Origin of the sequence: Micromonospora sp. WMMD980 (genome assembly GCF_029626035.1) — a bacterium.
Lineage (GTDB): Bacteria > Actinomycetota > Actinomycetes > Mycobacteriales > Micromonosporaceae > Micromonospora.
In genome coordinates, this window is record NZ_JARUBE010000003.1 from 1,196,374 (window position 1) to 1,208,830 (window position 12,457).

The 12,457-nt window shown below is 71.6% G+C and carries 12 protein-coding genes and 1 pseudogene; 10 read left to right on the forward strand and 3 right to left on the reverse strand.

Translation table 11 applies throughout. The features are described from left to right. Positions 1–10: 10 nt before the first annotated feature. A complete protein-coding gene (gene alaS, locus O7618_RS06115; protein WP_278104977.1) occupies positions 11–2,668 on the forward strand; it encodes an alanine--tRNA ligase in 2,658 nt (885 codons plus the stop codon). A gap of 6 nt (positions 2,669–2,674) precedes the next feature. Here alaS and O7618_RS06120 read toward each other — a convergent pair whose 3' ends face one another. Together O7618_RS06120 and O7618_RS06125 are read right to left on the reverse strand one after the other, a co-directional pair. Beyond that, positions 2,675–3,271, reverse strand: a complete 597-nt coding sequence (locus O7618_RS06120; protein WP_278104978.1) for a CGNR zinc finger domain-containing protein — start codon at positions 3,269–3,271, stop codon at positions 2,675–2,677. Next, positions 3,250–3,708 carry a transcriptional repressor gene (locus tag O7618_RS06125; RefSeq protein ID WP_278104979.1) on the reverse strand — a complete coding sequence of 153 codons (459 nt, stop codon included), beginning with the start codon at positions 3,706–3,708 and terminating at the stop codon, positions 3,250–3,252. Before O7618_RS06125 ends, O7618_RS06120 begins: the two co-directional genes overlap by 22 nt. A gap of 85 nt (positions 3,709–3,793) precedes the next feature. Here O7618_RS06125 and O7618_RS06130 point away from each other — a divergent pair, with 85 nt between their 5' ends. Both O7618_RS06130 and O7618_RS06135 read left to right on the forward strand, forming a co-directional pair. Continuing rightward, positions 3,794–4,408 (forward strand): superoxide dismutase, encoded by a 615-nt coding sequence (locus tag O7618_RS06130; protein WP_278104980.1) that lies wholly within the window; start codon positions 3,794–3,796, stop codon positions 4,406–4,408. A 4-nt stretch (positions 4,409–4,412) separates the two neighbouring features. Next, a complete protein-coding gene (locus O7618_RS06135; RefSeq protein WP_278104981.1) occupies positions 4,413–4,682 on the forward strand; it encodes a superoxide dismutase in 270 nt (89 codons plus the stop codon). Between the two features lie 531 nt (positions 4,683–5,213). On the opposite strand, the gene O7618_RS06140 is transcribed toward O7618_RS06135, so the two are convergent. Beyond that, positions 5,214–6,527 carry a reverse transcriptase family protein gene (locus tag O7618_RS06140; protein ID WP_278104983.1) on the reverse strand — a complete coding sequence of 438 codons (1,314 nt, stop codon included), beginning with the start codon at positions 6,525–6,527 and terminating at the stop codon, positions 5,214–5,216. Positions 6,528–6,812: 285 nt separating this feature from the next. On the opposite strand from O7618_RS06140, the gene O7618_RS06145 reads away from it, so the two are divergent. From O7618_RS06145 to O7618_RS06175, 7 genes and pseudogenes are all read left to right on the forward strand, one after another. Then, on the forward strand, positions 6,813–7,349 hold the full coding sequence (locus O7618_RS06145; protein ID WP_278104984.1) for an RNA polymerase sigma factor: 537 nt from the start codon (positions 6,813–6,815) through the stop codon (positions 7,347–7,349). Next, the gene (locus tag O7618_RS06150) at positions 7,346–8,131 is read left to right on the forward strand and encodes a zf-HC2 domain-containing protein (RefSeq protein ID WP_278104986.1); all 786 of its coding nucleotides are present in this window, start codon (positions 7,346–7,348) and stop codon (positions 8,129–8,131) included. The genes O7618_RS06145 and O7618_RS06150 overlap by 4 nt, the downstream gene beginning before the upstream one ends. Beyond that, positions 8,128–8,883 (forward strand): ABC transporter ATP-binding protein, encoded by a 756-nt coding sequence (locus tag O7618_RS06155; RefSeq protein ID WP_278104987.1) that lies wholly within the window; start codon positions 8,128–8,130, stop codon positions 8,881–8,883. The genes O7618_RS06150 and O7618_RS06155 overlap by 4 nt, the downstream gene beginning before the upstream one ends. Continuing rightward, positions 8,880–9,917 (forward strand): annotated as a pseudogene (locus O7618_RS32180) (hypothetical protein); the annotation flags it as partial. The gene O7618_RS06155 and the pseudogene O7618_RS32180, both read left to right, overlap by 4 nt. Before the next feature lie 1,083 nt (positions 9,918–11,000). Further along, on the forward strand, positions 11,001–11,753 hold the full coding sequence (locus tag O7618_RS06165) for an IS701 family transposase (RefSeq protein ID WP_278104989.1): 753 nt from the start codon (positions 11,001–11,003) through the stop codon (positions 11,751–11,753). Next, on the forward strand, positions 11,708–12,133 hold the full coding sequence (locus tag O7618_RS06170; protein WP_278104990.1) for a hypothetical protein: 426 nt from the start codon (positions 11,708–11,710) through the stop codon (positions 12,131–12,133). Before O7618_RS06165 ends, O7618_RS06170 begins: the two co-directional genes overlap by 46 nt. Beyond that, positions 12,123–12,413 (forward strand): hypothetical protein, encoded by a 291-nt coding sequence (locus O7618_RS06175; protein WP_278104991.1) that lies wholly within the window; start codon positions 12,123–12,125, stop codon positions 12,411–12,413. The genes O7618_RS06170 and O7618_RS06175 overlap by 11 nt, the downstream gene beginning before the upstream one ends. The last annotated feature ends 44 nt before the right edge of the window (positions 12,414–12,457 follow it).

Sequence of the window (12,457 nt, forward strand, 5' to 3'; positions counted from 1 at the left end):
GATGGGTGGCATGCGGACGGCGGAGATCAGGCGGCGGTTCCTCGCCCATTTCGAGGCGAACGGGCACGTCGTGGTGCCGTCGGCTCCGCTGCCCGCCATCAGCGATCCGAATCTGCTGTTCATCAACGCGGGCATGGTGCAGTTCGTGCCCTACTTCCTGGGCCAGCAGTCCCCGCCCTTCCAGCGGGCGACGAGCGTGCAGAAGTGCATCCGGACGCCGGACATCGACGAGGTCGGCAAGACCAGCCGGCACGGCACGTTCTTCCAGATGAACGGCAACTTCTCGTTCGGTGACTACTTCAAGTCCGGGGCGATCCCGCTCGCCTGGGACCTGGCCACCAGGTCGGTGGAGGCGGGCGGGTTCGGGTTGGACCCGGAGCGGGTCTGGGCGACGGTCTACCTGGACGACGACGAGGCGTACGACATGTGGCGCGCCACCGGGGTGCCGGCGGAGCGGATCGTGCGCCGGGGCAAGGCCGACAACTTCTGGTCGATGGGCATCCCCGGCCCGTGCGGCCCGTGCTCGGAGCTCTACTACGACCGTGGCCCGGAGTACGGCCGTGAGGGTGGTCCGGAGGTCGACGAGGACCGTTACCTGGAGTTCTGGAACCTCGTCTTCATGCAGTTCGAGCGCGGTCCGGGCGTTGGCAAGGAGGACTTCCCGATCCTCGGCGACCTGCCGGCGCAGAACATCGACACCGGCATGGGCCTGGAGCGGATGGCCTCGCTGCTGCAGGGTGTGGACAACCTCTACGAGATCGACGAGGTCAAGCCGATCCTGGACCGGGCGGCCGAGCTGACCGGCAAGCGCTACGGCGCGCACTCGGGTCACGCGGCCCACCAGTCGCACCCGGACGACGTGCGGCTGCGGGTGGTCGCCGACCACGTGCGCACCGCGCTGATGCTGATCGGCGACGGCGTGACCCCGTCGAACGAGGGCCGTGGCTACGTGCTGCGGCGGATCATGCGCCGGGCGATCCGGGCGGTGCGGCTGCTGGGCTACCAGGACCGGGCGCTGCCGGAGCTGCTGCCGGTGGCGCGCGACTGCATGGCGCCGTCGTACCCGGAGCTGGCCGAGGAGTTCGGCCGGATCTCCCAGTACGCGTACGCCGAGGAGGACGCGTTCCTGGCGACGTTGCGTGCCGGGACCACGATCCTGGACACCGCGATCGCGGAGACGAAGTCGGCGGGGAAGCCGGCGCTCTCGGGTGACAAGGCGTTCCAGTTGCACGACACGTACGGCTTCCCGATCGACCTGACCCTGGAGATCGCGGCCGAGCAGGGCCTGCAGGTCGACGCGGACGGCTTCCGTCGGCTGATGGCCGACCAGCGCAGCCGGGCCAAGGCCGACGCGCAGGCCCGCAAGACCGGACACACCGACCTGTCTGCCTACCGGCGGATCGTCGACACGACGGGCCCGACGGACTGGCGCGCCTACACCGACCTGACGACCGAGTCGACGATCGTGGCGATCCTGACCGACGGCGAACCGGTGCCCGTCGCGTCCGAGGGACAGATCGTCACCGTGGTGCTCGACGTCACCCCGTTCTACGCCGAGTCCGGCGGGCAGGCCGCCGACGTCGGGCACCTCACCGGCCACGACGGCGCGGGCGAGGTGATCGACGTGCAGCGCCCGGTCAAGGGGCTCGTCGCCCACCAGGTTCGCGTCACCGCCGGGCACCTGACGGTCGGCGCCCGCCTGACCGCGCACGTCGACGCGACCTGGCGCCTCGGTGCCCGACAGGCGCATTCCGGCACCCACGTGCTGCACGCCGCGCTGCGGCAGGTCCTCGGCCCGACCGCGTTGCAGTCCGGCTCCTACAACCGGCCCGGCTACCTGCGGCTCGACTTCGCCTGGCCCGGCGGCCTGTCCGCGGCCACCCGCAGCGAGGTCGAGGACGTCGCGAACCAGGCGCTGCGCGACGACCTCCCGGTCACCGCGCAGGTCATGCCGCTGACGCGAGCCCGCCACCTCGGCGCCCTGGCCCTGTTCGGGGAGACCTACGACGAGCAGGTCCGGGTGGTCGAGATCGGCGGGGCCTGGTCCCGGGAGCTGTGCGGCGGCACCCACGTCGCCCACTCCAGCCAGATCGGCCTGCTCGCGCTGACCGGCGAGTCGTCCGTCGGCGCCGGTCACCGCCGCGTCGAGGCGGTCGTCGGCCTCGACGGGCTGCGCTACCTCGCCCGGGAACGTGACCTCGTCACCCAGCTCGCCGCGCAGCTGCAGGCCCCGCGCGAAGACCTGCCCGAGCGCGTCGGCGCGCTGCTCGACCGCGCCAAGGCCGCGGAACGCCGCGCCGACCAGCTCGCCCGAGAGCTCACCGCGCAGCGCGCCCGACGCCTCGCCGCCGACGCGGTACGCGTCAACGGCACCCGCCACGTCGGCGTCGTCGCCGCCGACGGCGAGGACCCACGGCAGCTCGCCGAGCTGATCCGCGCCGCGCTGCCCCAGGATCAGCCCGGCGTGGTCGCGGTCGCCGCGTCCGCGCCGCGCAACACTCGACTGGTCGTCGCCACCACCGCGGCGACATCGGACCCGCTCAGCGCCGTACACCTGGTCAAGGCCGCCCTCGACGGGCGCGGCGGCGGCACCGCCCGTCTGGCGCAGGGCGGAGCCTCGGGTCGCACCGCCGAGGAGATCCTCACCGCGCTCGCCACGATCATCTGACCGCCGTCAGGTGACACGCCGCCGCGCGCGGTGCGCCCGCACGTGCGTGCGGGTGGCGCAGCGCGGCGAGCAGAACCGGCGACGCCGGTTCGTGCTGCCGTCCAGGAACACCGCGCCGCACCCCGGTTCGGCGCACACCTTCAACCGGTCGACGCCCTGCTCGCACAGGAACACCGCGAGCGCCCACACCGCCGCCGCCACATACTCCACCGCCGCGTCGCTGCCCACCGCGGCGACGTGCAGATGGCGATCCGACGGGCTGGCGCCGGAGATGACCGGCCGCAGCCGGTGCCGGGTGAGCAGCCGGTTGAGCCGGTCGACAGCCTCCCGGTCGCGGCCGGCGGCGGCGTCGACGAAGACCGCGCGAAGCTGCCGGCCCGCCGTCCCCAACACCGCGAGGCCGGTCGACGTGAGCCCGTCGCCCAGGCCCGGCCACCGGGTTACCGCGGCGCGTATCCGGGTGGTGTCGTCGAACCGCGTGTTGGCCAGGCACACCGCCAGCGCCGTCAACTCACCGCGATCGGTGGGGTCCGTCCGGTGCTCGCGGGGGCGGGGCACGGCCGTGCGACCAGCCGTTGCGGTCAGGTGATCCTGCCGCGGCACGGCGCGCACCGCCCGTACACGACCACCCCGCCGTTACCCCCGTCCGGATCCACCTCGATGTCGACCGCCCGGGCCGCCGTGACCGTGCCCGCCACCGCCGAGGCGGCCAGCTGGCGCATGCCGCCGCAGCCCTGACACACCGCGTGATGGTGCGGCAGGTCGGCCAACCCGAACGTCGCCGTCCCACCGACCGGCACCGTGTGGGCCGCACCGACCTTCACCAGGTGGGTGAGCACGCGGTGCACGGTGGACAGCTCCACCGCCAGTCCTCGACCGGTGAGCCGCTGATGCACCTCGGCGGCGCGCAGATGCCGACGCTCGCCGGCGGCCTCGCCGAGCGCGTCGACGACGCCGCGACGCGCGAGTGTCGTACGAAGACCGGCACGGCGCAGCCGATCCAGCACGGCGCTCACCCGGTCGACAGGCGATGTGATCAATCCCCGCTCCTCACGACAACCGCCACCTTGTTGCAAGATAATGGCAACAACCAAACTACGGCAGCATCACCGGAAGGATTCCCTGATGGCGCTCTACACCCTGCCCGACATGCCCTACGACTACGGCGCGTTGGAACCGGCCATGTCCGGCGAGATCCTCCAGCTGCACCACAGCAAGCACCACGCCGCGTACGTCAAAGGCGCCAACGACGGCCTGGAGAAGCTCGCCGAGGCCCGCGAGAAGGGCGACTTCGCCACGCTCGTCGGGTTGGAGAAGACGTTCGCGTTCAACCTGTCCGGGCACGTGCTGCACTCGATCTTCTGGGGCAACCTGTCCCCGGACGGCGGCGACCGCCCCGACGGCGACCTCGCCGCCGCGATCGACGAGCACTTCGGCTCCTTCGACGCGTTCGCCGGCCAACTCTCCGCGGCCACCAAGGGCGTGCAGGGTTCCGGCTGGGGCGTCCTCGCGTGGGAGCCGCTCGGGCGGCGGCTGATCGTCGAGCAGGTCTACGACCACCACGGCAACGTCGGCCAGGGCACCACCCCGCTGCTGGTCTTCGACGCCTGGGAGCACGCCTACTACCTGCAGTACCGCAACGTGCGCCCGGACTACGTCGACCGACTGTGGAACCTGGTCAACTGGTCCGACGTGATCGCCCGATTCGACGCCGCCCGCGCGACGAGCCCGAAGATCTGACCTGGTGGACGACACCACCCCCGCCGCGGCGGAACTACTCCAACGCGCCGCCGGGGTCATCGCCGCTAAGCACCGCGGTGACCTCGCCGGCGCCGAGGAACTGCTCGCCGCGTTCCCCGGCGAGCAGGCCCGTACCCTTGGGTTCTACCTGCTCGCCGACCTGGCCCTCGGGCTGGTCCGGGCCAGCAGCGGCCAGTCCATGGACGACCTGGTCCGGGAGCTGTCCCTGCTCGTCGCCGCCACCTCAGGCCAGCCACCGGCAGAGGGAAGCTGAGCGCAGGGTCCTCGACGCCCGCACCACCGGCGACGAGGACCCTGCCAGCGGCAGGCGCCGCCGGACGGCGGCTCTCATGGGCGATGCGGCAGGGCCGCAGCGGCAGCTAGACCTGCGGCTTGAACAAGACTGAGGTCGTACAGGGAGATCATCAACTGACCCTCCTGTCCTAGGACGCTTTACGCGTTGTGCCGAGCAGAACGATCATCCTGCAATGTGGTCGGGAGGAGGTCATCGCCGCCAACCCTGTTGCTTTTTCACGTCCCCGGCCTGGTCGAGGACTGCGTCGAGGTCCGCGCCGCCACACCACCGGCAGGAACGAGTACAGCGGTGCCTCGGTGGCCAGTTGCCAACCGGGCGCGGTCAGTTCCCGCACCTCGGGGGTGAATCCCGTTGGCGTCGCCCGCGCGGTCGACGGCCAGGTCGGCAGGCTGGTCGACGCCCCAGTCGTGGGGTGCGAGGTCCACCCTCGCACCCCACGACCGAATGTCCTTCCGGCGGCGTATATCGGAGGCGCGAGCCGACTTTCCGTCACGGATGGGAACGTGCTGCGGCCAGCAGCGCGGCGAGTCTTGCCGCGCGAGCGGGGTGGTGTTGGCCGATCCAGAGGACTCGTCCGGTGAGGTATTGAGCGAAGTCGGGGTGGCCGTTCCGGTTCTGCATGGGAAGGCCGGTGCGGGCGGCGTTGTGGAGGATGGCGCGGAGTTGGTCGTATTCGTCGCGTGGTGTGGCGGGGTGGTGGTTGACGACGAGTCCGGCGAGGAGTTGTCGGGCGGCTCGGCTACGGACGCGGGTCTTGGCTGTGTGGACTTGGAAGCCCTCGTCGCGGGCGATGTCGGTGACGGCGGTGATCAGGTCGTGGATGCGGCGGGTGGTGAGGTCGCCGGAGAAGGCGAGGTCGTCGGCGTAGCGGGTGTAGGTGATGTCGAAGGCGTCGGCGAGGCCGGTGAGGCGTCGGTCGAGTCGGTAGGCGCACAGGTTGGCCAGTGCGGGGGAGGTGGGCGCGCCTTGTGGCAGGTGGCCGGTGCGCAGCGGGGCGAGTCGGGTGGCCCGGTGGGGTAGGCCGGTGGGTGCCCGGCGGAGAACGAGGTTCGGGGTGCGGTTGGTGCAAAGGCCGGTGAGGTTGTGGGCGACGGGCTCGGGGTAGCCGGCGGTGCGGAGCAGTCCGTGGACGCGTGTGGCGGGGATGTGGGTGAAGAAGGCGAGCAGGTCGATGCGGACGACGACCGGTTGTGCGGTGTGGGTGGCGGCGAAGGTGTGTGCGGAGCGGCCGGGTACGAAGCCGTGGGCGGCGGGGTGGACCGGGATGGGGCCGAGGACTTCGGTGAGCAGCCGGCGTTGCAGGGCGCGGAGCCGTGATTTGGGTGCCTCGATAAGACGGCCCCGGTCGGTCCAGCGGTAGTGGTAGTGGTGCAGCCGGTGGGCGGTGGCGCGGCGGTTCATGGCCCGTCGGTCGGCGTACCAGTCGAGGTGCTCGGTGCTCAGGTCGAGCATCGCGGCCAGGTCGCCGACGGTGTCGATGACGGGGGTGTGCCAGGGGCGGCGGATGGTGCGGGTCGGCGTCACGGGTCGCGTACGGATGACGATCGGCCGCTGGTGCTGGCGCGCGGTGGCGACTGCCGCACGGAGCGGGTCGAAGGTGCTCAGGAACTCGGCGAGCTCGCGTGGCCGGTCGGTGGGTGGGCGCGGGTAGGCGACCAGCACCGCGTCGGCGACCGGCCATAGCCATCGCCGCCGGATCCCGAGGACGAGCCCACCCTGGTCGACGAGATCGGCGCGGCGCCAGCCGTTGCCGGCGAGGAACGCGTCGGCGAGCGCGGTGGCGAGGGCGTTAATGGTGGTCACGATCGGGCCGGTGGTGGCAGCGTGTCCCGACGATGCCCGGTCGTGCGGGTGCACAGGCTCGCGGAGCGTGCCGACGCACCTGTGGTGTGGTGCCGAGGTGAGTATCGCGTCCCCGGGGTTGCCCCGGAGAGACCGTGACCGGACCCCACGTGGGGGAGCGGCCTGGTCAGCTCGGGACACGCTGCCATGGGAGCAGCGTAGACAACGGAGACCGTCATCGGTGTCCGCGATGCGTGTGGCGCGGCGCAGAGAACCGTTTCGCCGAGTGCTGCGTCCTAACCTTGCGTGATGGACGTGGACGACGAGGAGTTGTTGCGCCTCGTCGGGAAGGGTGACCGCGGGGCGTTCGACGTGCTGTATGCGCGTACCGCGCCGTGGTTGGTGCTGCGTCTGCGCCGCCGGTGCCGGGATCCGGAGTTGGTCCGGGAGGTGCTGCAGGAGACGTTCCTGACGGTGTGGCGGGCCGCGGCCGGCTACCGCCGGGACGGTGCGGCGGTGGGCTGGCTGTGGTCGGTGGCCGCCGGTCGGCTGATCGACGCGCGGCGGCGCGCGTTGGCCCGTCCGCAGAGTGTGGGGGCGCCGGGCGACGAGGTGTTGGCATGGTCGCCGTCGGCGGAGGACGAGGTCTTGGCCGGTGCGTATGACGCCGAGTTGGAGCGTGCGTTGCACCGGTTGGCTCCGGAGTTGCGGGCGGTGTTGCAGGCGACGGTGTTGGACGGCCTGACGGTGCGGGAGGCGGCGGTCTTGCTGGGGGTGCCGGAGGGCACGGTGAAGACCCGGGCGATGCGGGCACGCCGCGAGTTGAGGGAGGCCCTGTCATGACCGGGTTCCACGTCGACGCCGGGGTGCAGGCGGCGTACGCCGATGGCGACCTCGCGGACGTGGACGCGTGGTCGGTGGAGGCGCATCTCGACCGCTGCGCGGCCTGCCGGACGAGCATCGCATCGGACGCGTCCACGACTCTGGTGGTGGAGGCGGTTGCGGTGGCGTTGGGCGGCCGGTTGCCAACGCAGGGGCGGTTGCGGCCGGCGACCCGGTGGCGGCGGCTCAGGGTGTTGGTGGGTGCGGGACCCGCGGCGCGGGCGGCGTGGTTGCTGGCGGTGGCCGTCACCGGGGTCCTCACCGCAGGGTTGGCGGTCAGCCCGACGGTGGTCCCGCCGTGGCTACTTCTGCTGATCGCACCCGCGCTTCCCGTTGTCGGTACGGCCCTGTCGTACGGGCCGCGCACTGATCCGCTGCACGAGCTGATCGCAGGGGCACCACAGGGTGGGCTGCGGATCGTGCTGTGGCGCACGCTGGCGGTCCTCGCGGTCACCGCGCCCGTCGCGGTCCTGGCCGGCGCGGTGACGGGCATCGGTACGCCGGGGCTGTGGCTGCTTCCCTGTATCGCGTTGACGGTCCTGACGCTGGCGCTCGGCTCGCTGGTCGAGCCCGCGCACGCCGCGCTCCTGGTGTCGGGGGTGTGGGCGGTGGTGGTGCTGGCGCCGCCGGTCGGCCGTGCGGCGGTCCTGGTGTCGGGCGTCCCGGGGTGGCTGGGCGTCACCGCAGTCGCCGTAGTGGTGGTTTATGTGCGTCGGGAACGGGTGGGGAGGCAACCGGCATGACGACGGTGAGCGTCGACGGCCTGCGGGTCAGCTACGGCAAGCGAATCGTCTTCGACGACCTGGACCTCAATCTCCGTGTGGGGGTGCATGGGTTGCTCGGCCCGAACGGCGCCGGCAAGACCACCCTGATGCGGGTCCTGGCCACGGTGCTGCGCCCCGACCGGGGGGACATCCGGCTGCTGGGCCACCACATCGGTGATCCCTCGGCGTTGCGGCAGGCACGCCGCCAGTTGGGCTACCTGCCCCAGGCGTTCGGGTTCTACCCGCGCTTCACGGTGCGAGAGTTCGTCGAGTACTTCGCCTGGCTGAGGGAGATGCCGGCGGCGCGGATTGCGCTGGCGGTGGACCGGGCGATCGAGCGGGTCGGCCTGCTGGAGCGCGCCGACGACCGGATGAAGCACCTCTCCGGCGGGATGCTGCGCCGTGCCGGAATCGCCCAAGCGATCGTGAACGACCCGCGGCTGCTGTTGTTGGACGAGCCGACCGCTGGTCTGGACCCGGAGCAGCGGGTGCAGTTCCGGACGCTGCTGCGGGAGCTGGGCCTCGACACGGTCGTGCTGGTCAGCACTCATCTGGTGGAGGACGTCGTGGCGGCGTGCACCCGGGTTAACCTGGTCGACGGCGGGCGGCTGGTCTTCACCGGCCGGCCCGACGAGCTGATCGCCGCGGGTGAGGACGGCGACAGCGGTGACTCCCCGATCGAGCGCGGCTACTCGGCGGTGCTGCGTGGTGCGCGGACGGCATCGCGGTGAGGCGCGCGCTGAGGGTGGAGCTGCGCCGGGGTACGGCACCCTTGGCTGCGGTGGCGATGTTCGGCGCCGGGGTGTGGATGCTGGCCGTGCACCCGGATGACTGGGCCGGCCGGTGGGCATGTCTCGCGAACTACCTGCGGGTGTCGATGCTGATCCTGTGCGCTCTCATGATCGCCGCCGGGGCGTGGCAGTCCGGTCGGGAACGGCGGCGCGATATCGACGAGCTGATCGCCTCGACCCCACGCCCGGGCTGGCAACCACTGGTGGTGGCCTGGCTCGCGGTGACCGTGGCTGGTGCTGCCGGACTGCTGGTCGCGTTCGCCGGGGCGGCGGTGTTGGTCTCCCGGGTTGCGACCTACACCGGTGGAGGCTGGTGGTGGACGCTGGCCGTCGGTGTCCTCGCCCTGGCCGCCGCCGCTGCGGTCGGCGTCCTCGTCGGCCGGCTTGTTCCGCTGCGGGTGGCCGCCCCGATCGCCGGCCTCGCCACCTACCTCGGCCTGGCCATCGTCGTCTACTGGGACGGCACGTCCGCCGCGTGGCTCTCGCCGGTCTACGGCGGCTGGGCGGTGTACTCACTCGTCCCCGGCCGGGTCACCGCGTTGCAGGCCGCCTGGCTGGTGGCCCTGACGGTCCTGCTGCTCGCCGCCGCCGCGCGGCAGCGGCGAGCAGCCCTGCTGGCCGGCGGACTCGCCGTCGCCGCCACCGTGCCGATCATCACCGGCCCGGGCACCCATCGCCTCCAGGCCGACCCGGCCGCCGTGACGTTGGTGTGCACGAGCAGCGGACCGCAGGTGTGCCTGTCCCGGATCAACGCCTTTCTGATCGACGACGTCACCGAGGTTGCGCAGCCGATCCTGGCCCGTCTCGACGGGATACCCGGAGCGCCCCGACGCGCCGTCGACCAGGCTGCCCAGCCGGCCGGCCAGCCCATCGACCGGGACGACGGCACGGTCTGGCTCAACCTCGACTACCAGTCCACCGCGCTGGGCGGCCTGGCCAGCCGGAAGAACCTGCGGGCGGACTTCCGGCAGGTGACCCGCGCCAGATGTGACGACCCCTCCGGGACGCGCGGAGTCGACCGGCGGGTCTACCGGCAGTGTGGGGCTCGGACTGGGCGAGGGTGGCCCGGGGCTCGGGCTCAGCGTGGGGCTCGGCGTCGGCTTACGGCGGGTGTTGGTGTAGGTGCAGGTGACGATGTCGCCTTCGGCGAGGTCGATGGAGATCGCGCCGCTGCCCAGATCGGTGGTGAAGCTGCTGGCCGGCGTACCGCCGCCGGGGCGGGTGGTGTCGCAGTCCAGGCTGGCAAGCGACCAACCTGGGGGTGCGGTTTCGGTGGCGGTGTAGGGGCCGCCGAAGGCATCGCTGTCCGCCCGGACGAAGGTCTGCTCGGCGACGAAGGTGCCGTCGGTGGAAAGCTGGAACTGTCCGCTCGGGTTGTAGGTCAGGTTCGAGTCGTAGGTGAAGTCGACCGCGGCGTCGACGTTCTCGTCGAGTGCCTTCCGGATGACGATGTTGCCCAAGCCTGGCTCCGGTGAGACGTAGTACGCGTAGCAGAAGACGTGGTGGCTGTCGTTTGGGAAGCTGATGAACTCCACGTTGTCGCCGTTGAGGTTGTCGACCGCGCAGCGCAGCGCACCGAAGCCGTACGCGCCTGCGCCGAACTCGCCGGCGAGTAGCGGGTCGTCAGGTGTTCCGCCCTGCACCCACAGGTCGTTGTTCATCGCGAGAGCCACCTGCTCTGGGGTGAGCGTGACGGTGACCGCGCCAGCGACGGTGCCGCCGGTGGGATCACCGGCTGGGTCGAGCCAGGGCACGGAGGCCACCGTGGGGCCAGCGGTGCCGTTGACGCCGGTGACGGTTGATAGCGGCCCGTTCTTCGTGTAGCCGCTGCCGAAGGTGAACTCCCAGCCGAGCAGGGGCCGGCAAGCTGGGTCGTTGGGTTCCTCGATTGCCGGGCTCACGGGCTCGCCCGCCGGGTAGACCGAGTTCTTGCCCAAGTCCTGCAGGCTCTCCTGGATGTCGTTACGGGCGCGGTTGGCCATGATCTGTGAATACGAGTCACAGACACGTGCCGCCAACGTCACCGTGTAGGTCCGGCCCGGCTGGGCCGCCACCGCATGCGGCGTCCACATCCGGAGACGAGTTGGCAGTTGGCCGAGCGGGCCGGGCATGCCCGGCCGGATGCGATGCAGCGGGTGTTGTACCGGGCGGTGTGGGACGCCGACGCCGTCCGTGACGACCTGCGGCAGCTGATCGTCGACCGGTTCGGCGTCCCGGAGGCGGTCCTGGCCGTCGACGAGACCGGCGACCTGAAGAAGGGCACCCACACCGTGGGGGTGCAGCGCCAGTACACCGGCACGGCCGGGCGGATCGAGAACAGTCAGGTCGGGGTGTTCCTGGGCTACGCCGGCGCGGATGGGCACACGCTGATCGACCGGCGGGTGTATCTGCCGGCGTCGTGGACCGACGACCGCGACCGGTGTGCTGCTGCCGGGGTGCCCGAGGACGTCGAGTTCGCCACCAAGCCGGAGTTGGCCGCCGACATGATCACCGAGGCCCTGAGCGCCGGGGTGCCAGCGGCGTGGGTGGCCGCGGACGAGGCTTACGGCAACAGCGCCGCCTTCCGCGCTGGCCTGCGCGAACACCAGCTGGGCTACGTCTTGGCGGTGTCCCGCAGCCACCTGGTGCCGCCCGATGGTGGCAAGACCCGCATCCGCGCCGACCAGATCGCCGCTGACCTGCCCGCCTCCGCATGGCAGCGCCGCTCAGCCGGCGCCGGATCCAAGGGGCCGCGTTTCTACGACGGGGCCTGGCTCGATGACGTGTGCACCGACGCCGACCCGACGACGGCGGCCGGCACAGCCTCCTGATCCGCCGCAATATCACCACCGGTGAGCTGGCCTTCTACCGCTGCTGGACCCCGCAACAGGCCACCCTCGCCCAGCTCGTGCGGGTCGCCGGGATCCGCTGGAGCATCGAGGAGAGCTTCCAGGCCGCGGCACTGCTGACCGGGCAGCAGGCCCTGGGTGCCCGCTTCGGTGGCACCCTCGGTCGATGGATCGCCGCCACCGCGGCCCGCCTCGACATGCACCGGCGTGGGCCTCGCCGCATCGGCTACGACCTCGTCGAGCGCGTCGCGTCCGCCGTTCACCTGACGGTCCGCCGAGATCTGCTGCCCGAGCCGGCGCTCGAGAGCTGGCTCAACGATCACCTCGTCGGCCGCATCCCGGGAGCCTCCGATGGCCAGTGACCAAGCCACGCTCCGAGCCAGCGACCTTCTCGGCCGCAACATCATCGACGGTTCCGGCCGCCCACGTGGACACATAGTTGGCATCGTCGCGGACGGCCATGAGCGCGGCCACCTGGAGGTCACAGCGGTGCTGGCCACGGCCGGTCCGTGGGGACGGCTGCTCGGTTACGAACGGGATGAGGTTCGCGGGCCCTGGATCATCGAGGTCGTCGCCCGACGCGTCCTGCGACGCCACGTGAAACGCGTTCCATGGCCGCAGGTGCGGTTCGCGGAAGACTGATCGGATGCGCCCGAACCTGAGCCAAGGGCCACAGCACAGTGCAG